The sequence below is a fragment of the Paenibacillus terrisolis genome, from assembly GCF_056171975.1.
This window is the reverse complement of record NZ_JBKFGG010000004.1, coordinates 135,787-152,569: the sequence shown is the minus strand read 5'-3', so window position 1 is coordinate 152,569 and position 16,783 is coordinate 135,787. Positions and strand designations below refer to the sequence as shown.

Here is a 16,783-nt window from a genome sequence, read left to right as displayed (position 1 = left end):
TTTCCTTTTTCAAAAAAGGAAGGCCGGGCTCGTTTGTATTTTTGAAATTACATGATCGGATTGGGGTGCCTATATTTATGACTCGTCGCAAAACGGCTGCTGAACCGCCGGGGGAGGAATTTCCGAAAACGCCGGAAGAGCAAATGAACGCTTTGTACCGTCTCACCCTGAACTGGACAAGGCAGCTGGAAAAATCAAGGATTGCGGAGTACACCGAACTTTTAAACCGGCCCTGGCGCCTGATTTGGCTGAATATCCTTTCGGGTACCGCCAGAGGGGTCGGCATCGCAATCGGCTTTACTTTTTTCGCGGCGACGATTATCTATGTGCTTCAGGTACTTGGCGCACTGAATCTGCCGATCATCGGTGATTATATTGCCGACATTGTGCGGATCGTTCAGCGGCAGCTTGAGCTTAATACGTATTAGGCCCGGTGCCGAGCGAATCTTCGCTTTCCAGATGCTCGGTTGCGCTCATATGCTTGCGGTATTGTCCATTGCGGAAAAAGAACGCGTTTTGACTCTCGCCGTAGATGTCTGTAGCCACGAAGCTTTCGTACGGTTCGACAAACCCGTCGAGCTCGCTTGCGGCCTCGATCTCCATGTCATTATAGTCGTCGACTTCCGAATCCTCGGCGAATGCCGGAGTGTTGGACGTGCCGTAGCTCTCCACGATTTGCCACGCGTCCTCGCCGTCAAAACCGTTCTGGTCTTCATGTTCGTCGAGACTTGTCCGCCCAAATGGAGGATCCAGGAAAAGCTCCTCGATAGGACGTTTTGCCGAGACGAATTGCTGCGGGCTGTGCTTGACACAATAGGCTGTCTCGGGTACAGCTTTAAGGCGCTCATAGCGAATCGCCTTTCCGCAAACGTCGCAATAGCCGTAGCTGCCGTCGGCCATTCGCCGGAGAGCGCTCTCGATGCGGGTCAGTTGCAGTTCGTCATGCTCGATCAGTGCCAGGTCCTTGCCCCGCTCATACACCTCCGACCCGATGTCGGCCGGATGGTTGTCGATGGTGCTGAGCTCGCTGGTGTTGTCGCGAACCGAACCTTCCATGCCGTAGTGATCGTTTTGGTCAAGACTGCGTTCCAAGGAGCTGCGGGCCTCTTCCAGACTGGATTTCAGATGATTTAGTTGCTTATTCGTCAAGTGCGACATTTGGGGTACTCCTTTCAATGACATAGCCTTGGCTTTATCGGCTTCTCTTAGCGGTATTTTACGCAAAAACAAGCCGAAATACCTAAGGAAAATCCTTTCGTGCATGGACGGGCGAATTGCGGCTGTGCTACAATATACAAGGCTTACAAGTGGATAATCCTGCCGTTATTGCGGCGGCGGGCAATCAAAGATGAGGTGACTTGCCGCGTGGTATATTTTCTGATTGCATTGATTGTTTTTCTCATTGACCAAGGAACCAAGTACCTGATCGCAACCGGTCTGACGATCGGGGAGCAAATTCCGGTGATCGGCAACTTTTTCCTGATTACTTCTTCCCGCAACCGCGGTGCGGCATTCGGGATTTTGCAGGACCAGCGCTGGTTTTTTATCGTCGTTACGACGCTGGTTGTGGCGGGAATCATATGGTATTTGCTCAGAGTAAGTCGCCGGCCGAACAAACTTCTGCCTGTGGCGCTTTCGCTTGTTTTGGGCGGGGCCGTCGGCAACTTTTTGGATCGGGCGGTGAGCGGCGAAGTCGTTGATTTTTTGCAGCTTAACTTCGGGTCGTATACGTTCCCGATTTTTAACGCAGCCGATTCGAGCATTGTCGTTGGCGTTGCGCTGATTATCTTTGACTCGCTTTTGGAAATTCGCCGTGAGAAACGCTCGGCTCAACCAGGGCAAGAACATGAGGAGAAGATATGAATTTGGACAGGTTCATCACCGATTCCGAGGATGAAAGCTTCGATTGGGCAGCAGAAGCGGAATCCGCCAAGAGTCGGATTGATAAATACGTAAAAGAGCAGCTCGGCGACGATGTATCACGGAGTCAAATCCAGCTGTGGATCGAAGAAGGGCATGTGAAGGTGAATGGAGTGCCCGTCAAAGCAAATTACAAAGTGGCTGAAGGCGACAGAATCTCACTGATGATTCCTGAGCCGGCGTCCGCAGAAATTGTGCCCGAGGACATCCCGCTCGACGTTTATTTCGAGGACGGGGATGTCATTGTTGTCAATAAGCCCCGCGGTATGGTTGTTCACCCCGCTCCGGGACATTCGGGCGGTACCCTAGTCAATGCGCTGATGTTCCATTGCAAGGATTTATCCGGCATCAACGGCGAGCTGCGGCCCGGCATCGTTCACCGCATCGACAAGGACACGTCGGGGCTAATTATGGCGGCAAAAAACGATAAAGCGCATGCCTCGCTGGCGGCGCAGCTTAAGGAGCATTCCGTGACGCGCAAATATTTTGCGCTCGTCCACGGCAACGTCAGCCATGACCAGGGAACCGTGGACGCTCCGATCGGCAGGGATCCACACGACCGAAAAATGTATACGGTTGTGGAGCGCAACAGCAAACACGCGGTGACCCATTTTCAGGTGGTCGAACGGTTTGGCGATTATACGCTGCTCGAGCTGAAGCTGGAAACCGGACGTACGCATCAGATTCGCGTTCATATGAAATTCATCGGTCATCCGTTGGTCGGGGACCCGCTCTACGGCCGCAGCAAAGGCGTCAAAATGGACGGGCAGGCGCTGCATGCCGCCGTACTGGGATTTATTCATCCCGGGGACGGGCGCTATCTTGAGTTTTCCGCTCCGATCCCGGAAGATATGGAACATGTGCTTCTGTCATTAAGAAATCGTTGACCTGCTAGTGGTTATATGGGATTACCGACTTCGGACATGTTCAAAAAGTACAAACGATCCGGTAATTAGTCCATTCTCTATTAGCTCGTCTTCCCGCACTATTAAGAAGGTAGATTTAATGAAGGAGATGGATGGTTTATGAGTTTAGTCAATGAACAAGAAACCTACATTCAGCAGCAATTCGCGGAACGCATCGGCGGAGCCAACTACGGTAAAGATACCAACATTTATAAATTTGAAAAAATCAAACGCGCCAAAGCGGCGGCCAAAATGGATTTTCCCGACATTGAACTGATCGATATGGGCGTCGGCGAACCCGACGACATGGCCGATACCGGCATTGTAGCCAAACTGGCCGAGGAAGCGGCGAAACGGGAAAATCGCGGTTATGCCGATAACGGGATCCCCGATTTCAAAGAAGCGGCGGCTGTTTATATGCGCGACGTGTTCGGCGTGGACGGCATTGATCCTGTAACGGAGATCGTGCACTCCATCGGTTCGAAGCCTGCGCTGGCCATGCTGCCATCGTGCTTTATCAACCCTGGAGACATCACGATCATGACCGTGCCGGGGTATCCGATCATGGGAACGCATACGAAATATCTCGGCGGCGAAGTGCATACGGTTCAATTGACGGAGGATCGCAATTTTCTGCCGGATCTTAACGCGATTCCGGAAGAAGTAGCGCGCAAAGCCAAACTGATTTATTTGAATTATCCGAATAACCCGACCGGAGCAACCGCAACCAAGGAGTTTTTCTCCGAGGTGGTCGCTTGGGCTAAAAAATATCATGTAATTGTAGTGCATGACGCCCCGTATGCCGGCTTGATGTATGACGGAGAAAAGCCGTTCAGCTTTTTGTCCGTACCGGGCGCAAAGGATGTAGGCGTGGAGCTTCATTCTTTGTCCAAGTCTTACAATATGACCGGCTGGAGAATCGGATTTGTCGTAGGGAACCCGCTTGTTGTCAAAGCGTTCAGCGATGTGAAGGATAACAACGATTCCGGGCAGTTTATCGCGATTCAAAAAGCAGCGGCTTACGGATTGGCCCATCCCGAAATCACGGATAAAATTGCTTTGAAATATTCGCGCCGCCACAATTTGCTGGTTGACGCCTTAAACGAACTTGGATTCAAAGCCAAAAAGCCGAAGGGTTCGTTCTATCTGTACGTAGAAGCGCCTAAGGCCGTTGAAGGCGGGCCTGCGTTTGCGACGGCGGAGGACTTTTCGCAATTCCTGATCCGCGAGAAATTGATCTCTACCGTACCGTGGGACGACGCTGGACATTTTATCCGCTTCTCGGTGACATTTACCGCTGACGGAGAAGAAGAAGAGCGCCGTGTTATTGCGGAAATCAAACGCCGGCTGGGCGATTTGAAGTTTGTATTTTAACAAAAGATTTCATTGGTTATGAAAAAGGCGAAGCAGGGATATCCTGCTTCGCCTTTTTTGATTTTCCGATTCCTTAATCTTGCCCCGAAAGCGGCAGGCCGTACGGATAGTTTAGATTGATACCTTCCATCGATCTTCCATTTTGTCGATCGGTATGCAGCATGAATGATGTTCATTTGGACTTTGAATATTAATAAGATGAATAAAGAACGACTTTTATTCGGTTAAATAAAGAGTATCGATAAAAACATGGTTGAATAAATATAAACTGAAATGTATAATTATTTAAGGCTATTATCATTTCATAAGCAACCCCGGCGGGACAGCGTTTATCCACCCTTGTTTTGGCTGCCGATGATTTTCAGGCGTATTGTCTTGACAGGCTAACCTCCTTCTGTCATAATTCATGTAAATCAATAGCACCTTTAATTCAGTCCTGTGAGGCTGGCAAGGTAACGTGAATGGGGATTTAGGGGAAAACCGCGGTTTTCTTCCGGCCCCAAGTGACAGTCATGGTTATTCACTGTGACTAGAGACTCCTTGCCTGAATCCGGCAAGGAGTTTTTTTACGCGCCAATCACGGTACGAAGGTGGAAATCCATGTCCTTAAGGAGGCCAGAATGTTGAGCATCGAAAGTCATGTCATTATGGATGAGACGGCGATTCGGCGGGCACTTACAAGAATTGCGCATGAAATTTTGGAGAGAAACAAAGGGATCGAGGGCTGCGTGCTTGCGGGGATCAAAACTCGAGGCGTATTCCTGGCCAAACGGCTGGCAGAGCGATTGGAGGAGATCGAGGGAACCGTGATTCCCTGGGGAGAGCTTGACGTAACCTTCTACCGCGATGACCGCGAGGAATCGGATCAAGTCATGGAGAGAGCTTCATTCCCTGTATCGATTCAAGGCAAAAAAATCATTCTGTTCGACGATGTGTTATACACCGGACGCACGATTCGGGCGGCCATGGACGCGATCATGGATTGCGGGCGGCCTGAATCGATTCAGCTTGCGGTTCTTGCCGACCGCGGCCACCGGGAGCTGCCGATTCGCGCCGATTATATCGGCAAAAACGTGCCAACGTCCAAAACGGAAGAAATCGAAGTGCTTCTTCAGGAATATGACGGGACAGACCTCGTCCGCATCCTGCACCACCGGGAGGCGAACTGAGATGGCAATGACGGCATCCGTTGTGAAGGAACGCAGCTTGCTCGGGCTTAAAAACTTGAGCGCCTCCGAAATCTCCTCGATTCTTGACCGTGCGGCTTATTGGGATTCGAGCTCTGAAAAGGTAGTTCCGGTGCTGCAGGACCGGTTCGTATCGAACATGTTTTTCGAGAACAGCACGCGGACCCGCTTTTCTTTTGAAATGGCGGAAAAACGGCTTGGCGCGCAGGTGCTCAATTTTGCCGCCGCGGTCTCCAGCGTGGAGAAGGGTGAATCGATTTATGACACGGTGCGGACCTTGGAATCGATGGGCATCGAAGCAGGAGTAATTCGCCTGAAACCGGTTGGGATGCTCGAAGAGATCGCACCCAAAATCTCCGTGCCGCTGATCAACGCGGGAGACGGCAACAATGAACATCCAACTCAAGCGCTGCTTGATCTGTATACGATGAAACGCCATTTCGGCGAACTGAAGGGACTCAAGGTTTCGATCATCGGAGACATTAAACACAGTCGGGTGGCCCGCTCCAATTTATGGGCACTGCAAAAATTCGGCGCCGACGTGAAGCTGTGCGCGCCGGAAAATATGCAGGCGCCGGAGCTTGCGGCTGTGGCCCCTTACGTGCCGATGGACGAAGCGCTTTGCTCCGACGTGGTCATGATGCTGCGCGTGCAGCTTGAGCGTCATACGGACGGGATTTTCAAGTCCGCCGAAGAGTACCGCTTGCACTACGGATTAACGGAGGAGAGAGCCGACAAATTGGCTCCGCATGTGATCATCATGCATCCGGCCCCGGTAAACCGGAACGTGGAAATCGACGACGCCGTCGTAGAGCATCCGCAATCGCGCATTTTCAAGCAAATGGAAAACGGGGTGCCGATTCGGATGGCCGTGATGGAGAGAGCCTTGAAATAAACCTTAGAACATGACCGGAGGATGATCGATACCATGCGACTTAGGATTCTAAATGCAGCTGTCCTGAACGAAAACGGGGATTTGCAGCTTTCTCATATCAGCGTCAAAGACGGGCTAATCGAGAAGATAGAAAAAGCCGAAGAGGAGCAGGCTGCGACCGGCTCCGCACCGGAATGGCAGACCATAGACGCCGGCGGCAAACTGGTTGCACCGGGATTTATCGATATGCATGTTCATCTTCGCGAGCCGGGGTTTGAGCATAAGGAAACGATTGAAACGGGCTCAAGATCGGCTGCCAAAGGCGGATATACGACCATCGCTTGCATGCCGAATACAAAACCGGTGACCGATAATCCGGAAACGGTAAAATGGGTTCGGGGAAAAGCCGATGCGCTTGGGATGATTCATGTCCTCCCATATGCGGCAATCACGAAAAACGAGCAGGGCCAGGAGCTTACGGATTTTGCGGCTCTGAAAGAAGCCGGTGCGGTCGGATTTACAGACGACGGGGTTGGCGTGCAAAACGCGCAAATGATGAAAGATGCCATGAGCCGGGCAGCCGCCTTGGAAATGCCGGTCGTCGCGCATTGCGAAGACAACTCGCTTGTGGTGGGAGCGCCGGTGGCCGAGGGCGAATTTGCCAGAAAACACGGGCTGAAAGGCATTCCGAACGAGTCGGAGGCAATCCATGTCGGACGCGATATTTTGCTTGCTGAAGCGACGGGCGTACATTACCATGTGTGCCATGTCAGTACGGAACAGTCGATCCGGTTGATCCGCCAGGCCAAGGAAGTCGGTATCAGCGTGACCGCCGAGGTTTGCCCGCATCACCTTCTTTTAACGGATGATGATATTCCGGGACTGGACGCCAATTGGAAAATGAATCCTCCGCTTAGATCCAAGCGGGATGTTGAGGCTTGCATCGCTGCGCTGGAGGATGGAACGCTGGACATGATCGTAACCGACCATGCTCCGCACAGCGCAGAGGAAAAAGCGAAGGGCATGCAGATGGCTCCGTTTGGCATCGTCGGGTTCGAGACGGCGTTTCCGCTGCTGTACACGAAGTTTGTTGCCGAAGGACGCTGGAGTCTCGCGATGCTGGTGCAGAGAATGACCGCCGATCCGGCCCGCGTGTTCGGACTGAACGCCGGAAGCATTAAGCCTGGAGCCCCTGCCGATCTGACGATCGTCGATTTGAGCGAGGAACGGGTGGTGGATCCCGAGACATTTGCATCCAAGGGGCGGAATACGCCTTTTGCCGGATGGAAGCTGAAGGGTTGGCCCGTTACCACGATCGTGGACGGAAAAGTGGTTTGGAGCGAGAAATAGCCCGGTTTAGCAAAGAAAAAGCGTTTATAGAGATTGCAATAAATGGAAAAGTTAAGCGCAAAGGAGTGCTAGAGGATGCAGGCAAGATTGTTGTTGGAAGACGGCACGCTGTTTACCGGAAAATCTTTCGGGGCTGAAGTCGACAAAACGGGCGAGGTCGTTTTTAATACGGGTATTACGGGATATCAAGAGGTCATTTCCGACCCTTCGTACTGCGGACAGATCGTTACGATGACTTATCCGCTGATCGGGAACTACGGCATCTCGCGCGATGATTTCGAATCGATCACCCCTTCGATTCACGGATTTATCGTGCGGCGCTACGAGCCTACCCCGAGCAACTGGCGGGCGCAATACAACCTGGGCGATCTTTTGAAGGAATACGGGATTCCGGGGATCACCGATATCGATACGCGTATGCTGACACGGATCATCCGTCATCACGGCACGATGAAAGGAATTTTGACCACCTCTTCGAAATCCGTGGAGGAGCTTAAAGAGATGATGCTGGCTACCAGCATCGAAGAGCTGCGCAATCAGGTGGCACGAACCTCCACCCGGCACATATACAGCAGCCCGGGTTCCAAGGAGCGGATCGTGCTCGTGGATTTCGGCGCCAAGAGCGGAATTTTGCGCGAACTGAACAAACGGGACTGCGACGTGGTTATCGTCCCGCATGACACAACGGCCGAGGAAATCCGCCGCCTGCATCCCGACGGAATTCAGCTGACTAACGGCCCTGGGGACCCGAAGGATGTTCCTTACGCGGCCAAGATGATTTCCGAGCTTCTCGGCGAATATCCGATCTTCGGCATTTGCCTGGGGCATCAGCTGTTTGCGCTGGCCTGCGGCGCGGATACCGAGAAGCTGAAATTCGGACATCGCGGCGGCAACCACCCGGTGAAAGAGCTGGAATCCGGGCGCTGCTACATTACTTCCCAGAACCACGGCTACACGGTAACGGAATCCTCGATTGCCGGAACAGATCTGGAAGTGACGCACATCAATAATAACGACAAGACGATCGAAGGCTTGAAGCATACGAAATACCCGGCTTTTTCGGTGCAGTATCATCCGGAAGCCGCTCCGGGTCCTTACGATAACGGTTATCTGTTCGACCGTTTCATCGATATGATCCGGGAGCACAAACGTCAGCATCCGCAGAAGCCTCGCCAAGCGGAGCTGCTGATCATCGCGAAAGGAGATCTGTAACCCATGCCGATCAATAAAGACCTCAAGAAAATTCTCGTCATCGGTTCCGGTCCGATCGTGATCGGTCAGGCGGCCGAATTCGATTACGCCGGAACGCAGGCCTGCCAAGCCTTGAAGGAAGAAGGCGTCGAAGTCGTGCTGATTAACAGCAATCCCGCGACGATCATGACCGATACAAATATGGCAGATAAGGTATATATCGAGCCGATCACGCTGGAATTCGTGACGCAGATCATCCGTCAGGAACGTCCCGATGGACTCCTGCCGACCCTTGGCGGCCAAACCGGCCTTAACATGGCGGTGGAGCTTGCCCGGGCGGGTGTGCTTGAGCGTGAAAACGTGAAACTGCTCGGTACCCAGTTGAGCTCCATCGAAAAAGCGGAAGACCGGGATTTGTTCCGGGAGCTGATGCGTGAGCTTGAACAGCCGGTACCTGAGAGCACGATCATCACTACGGTGGAAGAAGCGCTTAAGTTCGCGGAAGAAATCGGCTACCCGGTCATCGTGCGCCCGGCTTATACGCTTGGCGGCACCGGCGGCGGAATTTGCGCCACGGAAGAAGAGCTTCGCGAGACGGTTGCTTCCGGCATCCGCTACAGCCCAATCGGCCAATGCCTGATTGAGAAATCGATCGCCGGCTTGAAGGAAATCGAATACGAAGTGATGCGCGATGCGAACGACAACTGTATCGTTGTCTGCAACATGGAGAACTTTGATCCGGTGGGCGTACATACCGGGGACAGCATCGTCGTTGCGCCGAGCCAAACGCTGTCGGATCGAGAATATCAGATGCTGCGTTCGGCATCGCTGAAAATCATCCGCGCGCTGAACATCGAAGGCGGCTGCAACGTGCAGTTCGCGCTGGATCCGCAAAGCTTCCAGTATTATGTCATCGAGGTCAACCCTCGGGTCAGCCGTTCATCGGCGCTCGCTTCCAAAGCGACGGGTTACCCGATCGCCAAAATGGCGGCGAAAATCGCGCTTGGTTATACTTTGGATGAAATCGTAAACCCGGTCACGGGGCAAACCTACGCCTGCTTCGAACCGACGCTTGACTATATTGTCAGCAAAATTCCGCGCTGGCCGTTTGATAAATTCGTTCATGCCAACCGCAAGCTAGGGACTCAAATGAAAGCGACCGGCGAAGTAATGGCCATCGGGCGGACGTTCGAGGAGTCGATCCACAAAGCGGTGCGTTCCCTTGAGATCGGCACGCATCGGCTCTATTTGAAAGACGCGGAGAAGCTTGACACGGACACGCTGAACGAACGGCTGATCAAAGCGGACGATGAGCGCCTGTTCCTGATCGCAGAAGCGTACCGCCGCGGCTACAAGCTTCAAGAGATTCATGATCTGACCGGCATCGACTGGTGGTTCCTGGATAAAATCGAACGTCTGGTGCAGTTCGAAGCGCATATTTCCTCGGAAATGACGCTGTCTTATGAAACGCTGTACGAAGCTAAGCGGCTTGGATTTACCGACCGCGCCATCGCCGAGCTCCGTGGTATCGGCCAGTCTTCCGGATCGCATTTGACCGAAGCCGAAGTCACAAGCTTCCGCAAGGAACACGGGTTGCGTCCGGTTTACAAAATGGTTGATACCTGCGCCGCCGAGTTTGAGGCTTCCACGCCATACTACTACTCGACCTATGAAACGGAAAACGAAGTGATTCGCACCGGGAAAGAAAAGATCGTTGTACTCGGATCGGGACCGATCCGCATCGGGCAGGGGATCGAATTCGACTACTCCACGGTGCACGCGGTTTGGGCCATCCAAAAAGCGGGGTACGAGGCCGTCATCATCAACAACAATCCGGAAACGGTTTCGACCGACTTCAATACCTCGGACCGGTTGTACTTCGAACCGTTGTTCTTCGAAGACGTCATGAATGTCATCGAGGAAGAAAAACCGATCGGCGTTATCGTCCAGTTCGGCGGCCAAACGGCCATCAATCTGGCGGCGCCGCTGCAGGCGGCAGGCGTACGCATCCTGGGAACCTCCCTGGAGAGCATCGATGAAGCGGAGGACCGCAAAAAATTCGAGGCGCTGCTCTCGAAACTGCACATCGCTCAGCCGAAAGGCAGCACGGTAACTTCCGTGGACGAAGCCGTGGGTACCGCCCAGTCGCTCGGATATCCGGTACTGGTGCGTCCATCCTATGTGCTTGGCGGACGCGCGATGGAGATCGTTTACTCCGACGAAGAATTGTTGAGATATATGGAACAAGCGGTGAATATCAATCCGAAGCATCCGGTGCTGATCGACCGGTACATGCTTGGCAAAGAGGTCGAGGTGGATGCCATCTGCGACGGCGAGACAGTGTTGATTCCGGGTATTATGGAGCATGTCGAACGCGCCGGGGTACACTCCGGAGACTCCATCGCCGTATATCCGCCGCAGCATTTGTCCGCCGAACTGAAAGAACAGATCGTAGACATCACGGTCAAAATCGCCAAGGAACTGAAAACGGTCGGGCTCGTCAACATCCAGTTCGTCATCTACAAAAACGAAGTGTATGTCATTGAGGTCAACCCGCGTTCCTCGCGGACCGTTCCTTTCTTAAGCAAAGTGACAAACATTCCGATGGCGAACGTGGCTACGGGGTGCATACTCGGCACCAAGCTGAGCGATTTGGGCTACAAGGAGGGGCTCTGGCCGGAAAGCAAGCAGATTTCCGTCAAAGTGCCGGTCTTTTCCTTCGCCAAGCTGCGCCGAGTCGAACCGACGCTGGGTCCGGAAATGAAGTCGACCGGCGAGGTTATGGGCCGTGATCCGCAGTACGCCAAAGCGCTGTATAAAGGGCTGATCGGAGCGGGAATTAAAATTCCTTCGACTGGTGCGATCATCGCCACCGTAGCGGATAAGGATAAAGAAGAAGCGGTCGAGCTTCTGAAAGGATTTTATAACCTGGGTTATAAAATCATCGCGACGGACGGCACGGCTTCCGCGCTTCTCGAAGCCGGGATTCACGTAAGCACGGTCTACAAGCTGACGGAAGGAGTGCCTAACATCCTTGACCTGATCCGGGGCGGGGAGGCGCACTTCGTCATCAACACGCTGACCAAAGGGAAGGAACCTCAGCGGGACGGCTTCCGCATCCGCCGCGAAGCGGTGGAGAACGGCGTCTTCTGCATGACCTCGCTGGACACCGTGCACGCGCTGCTGGAGATGCTGCAGACCATTAACTTCTCATCCCAAGCCATGCCATCCCTACTGTAAGGTAGTTCAAAAAACGGCTTTTGATCACGAAGCATAGTCAAGAAGATCATTCGGCATCGAATCTTGCGTTCACCTTCGAAGTGCGGTGCTCATGTAGGCTTCTCCTACACTGCGCTCCTCCTTCTTCAGGTTTACGCAACCTTCTCGGTGCTGAAAAGCCGTTTTTTGAACCTTGATTGAAAGAGGTAGTTCAAAAAACGGCTTTTGATCACGAAGCATGGTACAAGCGACAAAAGAGATAACAAATGCGGCTCGGGAGCACACGCTTCGGAGCCGCAAGTCTGAGGAGGAGAACGTCTTGAGTTCTTTCGAACAAGCCGCCGGACGGCTGATGGTGGCGCTTGATGTTCCGGATGCCGGACAGGCGCAAAAGCTGATCCGGGATTTGGAGGGCATCCCTTGTTATATCAAGGTGGGCATGCAGCTTTTTTACGCGGCCGGTCCGGATTTTATACGCGAATTGAAGCAGCGGGGCTACTCCGTGTTTTTGGATGTGAAAATGCACGATATTCCGAATACCGTCAAGGGCGGAGCAAACAGCGTGACCCGGCTTGGCGTCGATATGTTCAACGTTCATGCGGCCGGCGGACTTACCATGATGAAGGCTGCTAAGGAAGGCGCGCTTACCGCGCTTCAAAACGATTCTTCCTTAAAGCAACCGCATATTATCGCGGTTACGCAGCTGACCAGTACGAATCAAACGATGCTGAACCGGGAAATCGGCATTCCGGGCTCGGTGGAGCAATCCGTGATGTCCTACGCGGCGCTGGCCCAGGAAGCCGGATTTTCCGGAGTAGTGGCCTCGGCGCTGGAAGTGCCGGCCATCAAAGGGCAATGCGGGCGGGCTTTTCTGACGGTAACGCCGGGAATCCGCCCGGCTAACAGCCAGACGGATGATCAAGCCAGAACTTTGACCCCGGGTGAAGCCATCCGGCGCGGGACGGATTTCATCGTCGTTGGACGTCCGATCATTGCGGCGCACAGTCCCCGGGAGGCTGCGGAAAAAATTATTGAGGAGATGATGGAGTCATGATAGATGCCAAAGCAATCGAAAATCAGGTGGCGAGCCGTCTGCTCGAGATCGGCGCGGTGGCGCTGCGCCCGCATCAGCCGTTCACTTGGACTTCGGGGATCAAATCTCCGATTTATTGCGATAACCGGCTTACGATGTCTTATCCGGAAATCCGGGACCTGATCGCCGAATCATTCGCCGCAACGATCCGCGAATCCTATCCCGATGCGGAAGTGATCGCCGGAACGGCAACGGCGGGCATCCCGCATGCGGCGTTTACCGCACAGAAGCTTGGCTTGCCGATGGCCTACATCCGCGATAAAGCTAAGGGCCACGGGAAGGAAAATCAAATCGAAGGTCTGATCAAGCCGGGTCAAAAGGTTGTCGTCATCGAAGATTTGATTTCCACCGGCGGCAGTTCGCTCAAAGCGGCGCTGGCCGTTCGCGATGCGGGGGCCGAGCCGCTGGCCGTTCTGGCGATCTTCAGCTATCAGTTGGACAAAGCGGTTCAGGCTTTTGCCGAAGCCGGAATTCCGCTTAAGACACTGTCGAACTACGCGGCGCTGATCGAAGTTGCCGTGGAACGCGGCGATATTAAACCGGAAGACCTGGAGCTGCTCAAATCCTGGCGTAAGGATCCGGCTTCCTTCGGAGTTTAAACCTGACAAATAACGAAATGCTTGCGTTGCTGCAGGTATTTCGTTATTTTTTTGATAGGATAGAAACAAGCATGAAAGGGGAGTGCAAATGGAAACGAATAAGCACATACGTTTTACGAATCCGGAAACATTGCCACAAACGTTTGGTTATTCGCATGTTGCAGAGTTCAAAGGCGCAAGAACCCTGTATATTTCCGGACAAGTGGCTTTGGATAAATCCGGTCGAGTTGTCGGCGTAGGGGATCTTTCCGCCCAAACGAAGCAGGTATTCGAAAATATCCGGCTTGCCCTGGAAGCGGCAGGGGCATCGTTTGAGGATGTAGTCAAACTAACCTTTTTTCTGACCGACATCTCCCAAATGGCTGCGGTTCGGGAGATCAGGGACCAGTATATCAACACGGAAAATCCTCCGGCCAGTTCGGCGGTTGAAGTGGGCAAGCTGATTCGGGGCGATCTGCTGATCGAAGTCGAAGCCATTGCCGCAGATTTCCGGGATCTCGGTAGGCAGAATTTCTAGTGGAGGCTAAAAATGAAGAGACTGAGCGCAATGCTGTTGCTCTTTGCTTTATTTATGGCTTCGGGATGCAGTAAAAGTGAGGTTGCAGACCAATCGAAAACGACTCCGATTCCACCCGGGCAAGCCATTGCCGGTTTATCGATCAGCGATGGGGTTGCAAAATGGACGGAGGATAAGGACATTGAACCTTTCGAGCAAGTGGTCGCCTCCGCTCCGTTTACTGTCAAGCAGCCGAATGTCCCGTTTGAGGCAACCCATGAAGCGGTTGGCAAAGTGAAGGCACCGTTTGATTTATATCAAATCGTATATGCGAACGAGAAATTGGGATTCGAGCTTGTTTTGGCGGAGTCTAATTCCAAGGATTCAACAAAGCCGGAGGGCCGAAAAGGCGCCAAACTGCACAATGGCTCCCAAACCTGGATTCAAAGTCAAAATTTCTTTAGTGCGCTGTATTGGAGACATGACGGTCTTACCTATGCTCTAATGTCCCTAAAAGTCGAAAACGGAACATTTGTCCCGCTCTACAGCGAGCAAGAACTACTTGAAATCGCCAATTCGATCCGTTAGGCGACAAAGGAACCGTAACGGACTGAAGAGGCGTTATTTTGCCCGAAAAGGGAGTTTTACAATTCTAACGGATCGTAGAGACGTTATTCAGGGGAAAGTGGGCTGATTTGAGGTCATTGGAGATAAATAACGACTGTGGAGTCCGTTAGAACGGGAAATCGCCGAAAAATAGGAAATAGCGTCAATACGATTCGTTACGGGTGGCGGTCCAAAAAGCCATTTTATGATTTTGCGCATCCATTACAGCCGAAATTTCAAACAATAAGAAGCCCTCAGACCCACTGTGATAGAGGATTTGAAGGCTTTTTCGTTCTAAATTTGGGATTTGCGCATCCATTACAGCCCTTTTGGGATAGTCTCTAATTTCTTCTATTAAAACTTATACCCCTCATATTTCGCCACATTTTTTAAGCTATTCCAAATGTCCGTCGTCTCTCCGCCGATATGCCAGTACGCATACCCGGCGATCCCGCGGCTTGTACCAAGCCGGTACTTCTCGGAAAGCGAACGGGCATCCTCTAACCAAAGTTTGTGCGTCATGCCGGATTTCCAGTAAGATGCGGTGTACTGCCCCAGCGTGTCATTCCACTTCGTCTTGACTCCGTATGTGCCTAACCTACTCATCTGCTCCGGAAGCGAAATGTCCTCCGAAGAGACGGTGGCTCCGGCGTTGTTTAGGCTCCAATCGCGGTTGTACAGCGGCATGCCTAGAATCATTTTTTCGGCCGGCACCTGTTTGAGCAGCTTGTCCATATGGCTTTGAACCCACGGCAAAGAGGATACTGATCCGGCTTCGGCGCCGCTCCAATGCTCGTCGTAGGCCATAATTACGAGATAATCGGCACTCTTGCCAAGCTCACCATAATCATAGGCGTCGGACCAATCACTCCCAAGATCGGGCGGCAGGTCAACGGACAACACGGCGTTCAACGAATCCAATTTAGCCGCCAAGTTGGCGATAAAACCGGTATACAAACTGCGGTCGGAAGCCTGCACGTTTTCAAAATCCACATTAATCCCCTGCAGCCCGTATGTTTGTACGAATGAGGCCAATCTATCGATTGCGGCGCTTGATAGCTGCGGAGAAGCGAGAAGCTTATGAGTGGTTTCCTGATCGAAACGATTGCCGACCATGGCCCAAATTTGTTTGTTGCCTTGTCGTGCCCATGTCAATAACGAAGAGACGGATGAATCCGAAATACTCGCATCGCTCTCCAGGAAAAACCATCTCGGCACCAGCACGTTCACATTCGATTTGGAGATGGATTGCTCATAGGCCTGGGTGGACTGTCCATACTGCCAGCCCATCTGAATGGTCTGCTTGGCTTGCACCGAAATCCCTGAGGTCCAGCGGTCGTTTTGCAGAATTCGGTCCAAGATCATCGCCGTCTCCTGCCTTGTCAACGCCTGTAGAGGCGAGAAATAACCGTCGCTTCCTTCCATCAGCCCAAGCTCAGTAACTGAACCTATGTATGGGCGTGCCCAGTCGGCTACCTTGGCGGCATCCGTATAATTGATGGCTGCCGAAGCAGAGCTGGTCTTTTGTTTCAAGGCCCGGACTATCCAAGCGGCGGCTTCCTGCCTGGTCAGCGGCTGGTTTGGCGCAAAAATGCCGCCCCCCAGTCCCTCGGTCAGGCCGACATCGGTGGCCGTCTGCAGGGTTCCGTAATACCAGGATGTTTTGGGAACATCACTGTAAGCCGGAACTGCGGAGTTGGATGGCTCCAAATGGAGAATTCGGATGAGCGTTGTCATAAATTCGGCGCGGGTAATGGAGCGGGCAGGCGAGAACTGGGTGGGGGACGTTCCTTTCATGACTTGATTTTGGCTAAGCCTTACGATTGCGTCTTTTGCGAAGCTGCCTTCGATATCCTGAAACGGCAAATTATCGGCAGACGCAGGTCCCTGTTGTGTTACGGCGACGGCAACTAAAATAGCCGCCAATAGGAGGGTGGACATGATCTTTTTCATGAAGTAGGGACTCCTT

General features: G+C 52.8%; 15 protein-coding genes. 13 read left to right on the top strand and 2 right to left on the bottom strand.

The annotated features are described in order from the left end of the window. Positions 1-77: 77 nt before the first annotated feature. Positions 78-428, top strand: coding sequence for a DUF5665 domain-containing protein (locus tag ACI48K_RS04825; protein WP_475026360.1), 351 nt, complete (start codon positions 78-80; stop codon positions 426-428). On the opposite strand, the gene ACI48K_RS04820 is transcribed toward ACI48K_RS04825, so the two are convergent. Continuing rightward, entirely contained in the window at positions 415-1,158 is a 744-nt protein-coding gene (locus ACI48K_RS04820) for a TraR/DksA C4-type zinc finger protein (protein WP_475026359.1), read from the bottom strand. The genes ACI48K_RS04825 and ACI48K_RS04820 overlap by 14 nt on opposite strands. Positions 1,159-1,365: 207 nt before the next feature. On the opposite strand from ACI48K_RS04820, the gene lspA reads away from it, so the two are divergent. From lspA to ACI48K_RS04760, 12 genes are all read left to right on the top strand, one after another. Next, positions 1,366-1,863 carry a signal peptidase II gene (gene lspA, locus ACI48K_RS04815; RefSeq protein WP_475026358.1) on the top strand — a complete coding sequence of 166 codons (498 nt, stop codon included), beginning with the start codon at positions 1,366-1,368 and terminating at the stop codon, positions 1,861-1,863. Further along, a complete protein-coding gene (locus tag ACI48K_RS04810; protein ID WP_475026357.1) occupies positions 1,860-2,807 on the top strand; it encodes an RluA family pseudouridine synthase in 948 nt (315 codons plus the stop codon). The genes lspA and ACI48K_RS04810 overlap by 4 nt, the downstream gene beginning before the upstream one ends. 138 nt (positions 2,808-2,945) lie before the next feature. Beyond that, positions 2,946-4,199: an LL-diaminopimelate aminotransferase gene (locus ACI48K_RS04805; protein ID WP_475026356.1), complete on the top strand. Its 1,254-nt coding sequence runs from the start codon at positions 2,946-2,948 to the stop codon at positions 4,197-4,199. Positions 4,200-4,822: 623 nt separating this feature from the next. Beyond that, the gene (gene pyrR / locus ACI48K_RS04800) at positions 4,823-5,368 is read left to right on the top strand and encodes a bifunctional pyr operon transcriptional regulator/uracil phosphoribosyltransferase PyrR (RefSeq protein ID WP_475026377.1); all 546 of its coding nucleotides are present in this window, start codon (positions 4,823-4,825) and stop codon (positions 5,366-5,368) included. A gap of 1 nt (position 5,369) precedes the next feature. Beyond that, positions 5,370-6,281, top strand: coding sequence for an aspartate carbamoyltransferase catalytic subunit (locus tag ACI48K_RS04795; protein ID WP_475026355.1), 912 nt, complete (start codon positions 5,370-5,372; stop codon positions 6,279-6,281). A gap of 33 nt (positions 6,282-6,314) precedes the next feature. Continuing rightward, the gene (locus tag ACI48K_RS04790) at positions 6,315-7,610 is read left to right on the top strand and encodes a dihydroorotase (RefSeq protein ID WP_475026354.1); all 1,296 of its coding nucleotides are present in this window, start codon (positions 6,315-6,317) and stop codon (positions 7,608-7,610) included. 75 nt (positions 7,611-7,685) lie between these two features. After that, entirely contained in the window at positions 7,686-8,822 is a 1,137-nt protein-coding gene (gene carA, locus ACI48K_RS04785; RefSeq protein WP_475026353.1) for a glutamine-hydrolyzing carbamoyl-phosphate synthase small subunit, read from the top strand. Between the two features lie 3 nt (positions 8,823-8,825). Continuing rightward, positions 8,826-12,041: a carbamoyl-phosphate synthase large subunit gene (gene carB, locus ACI48K_RS04780; RefSeq protein ID WP_475026352.1), complete on the top strand. Its 3,216-nt coding sequence runs from the start codon at positions 8,826-8,828 to the stop codon at positions 12,039-12,041. A 298-nt stretch (positions 12,042-12,339) separates the two neighbouring features. Further along, a complete protein-coding gene (gene pyrF / locus ACI48K_RS04775; RefSeq protein ID WP_475026350.1) occupies positions 12,340-13,074 on the top strand; it encodes an orotidine-5'-phosphate decarboxylase in 735 nt (244 codons plus the stop codon). Then, a complete protein-coding gene (gene pyrE / locus ACI48K_RS04770) occupies positions 13,071-13,712 on the top strand; it encodes an orotate phosphoribosyltransferase (RefSeq protein ID WP_475026349.1) in 642 nt (213 codons plus the stop codon). Before pyrF ends, pyrE begins: the two co-directional genes overlap by 4 nt. Positions 13,713-13,800: 88 nt before the next feature. Continuing rightward, a complete protein-coding gene (locus tag ACI48K_RS04765) occupies positions 13,801-14,229 on the top strand; it encodes a RidA family protein (protein WP_475026348.1) in 429 nt (142 codons plus the stop codon). Positions 14,230-14,241: 12 nt separating this feature from the next. Continuing rightward, complete coding sequence (locus tag ACI48K_RS04760; protein WP_475026347.1) at positions 14,242-14,796, top strand: hypothetical protein; 555 nt, start codon at positions 14,242-14,244, stop codon at positions 14,794-14,796. A 372-nt stretch (positions 14,797-15,168) separates the two neighbouring features. Here ACI48K_RS04760 and ACI48K_RS04755 read toward each other — a convergent pair whose 3' ends face one another. Then, positions 15,169-16,767 (bottom strand): glycosyl hydrolase family 18 protein, encoded by a 1,599-nt coding sequence (locus ACI48K_RS04755; RefSeq protein ID WP_475026346.1) that lies wholly within the window; start codon positions 16,765-16,767, stop codon positions 15,169-15,171. Positions 16,768-16,783 lie beyond the last annotated feature (16 nt).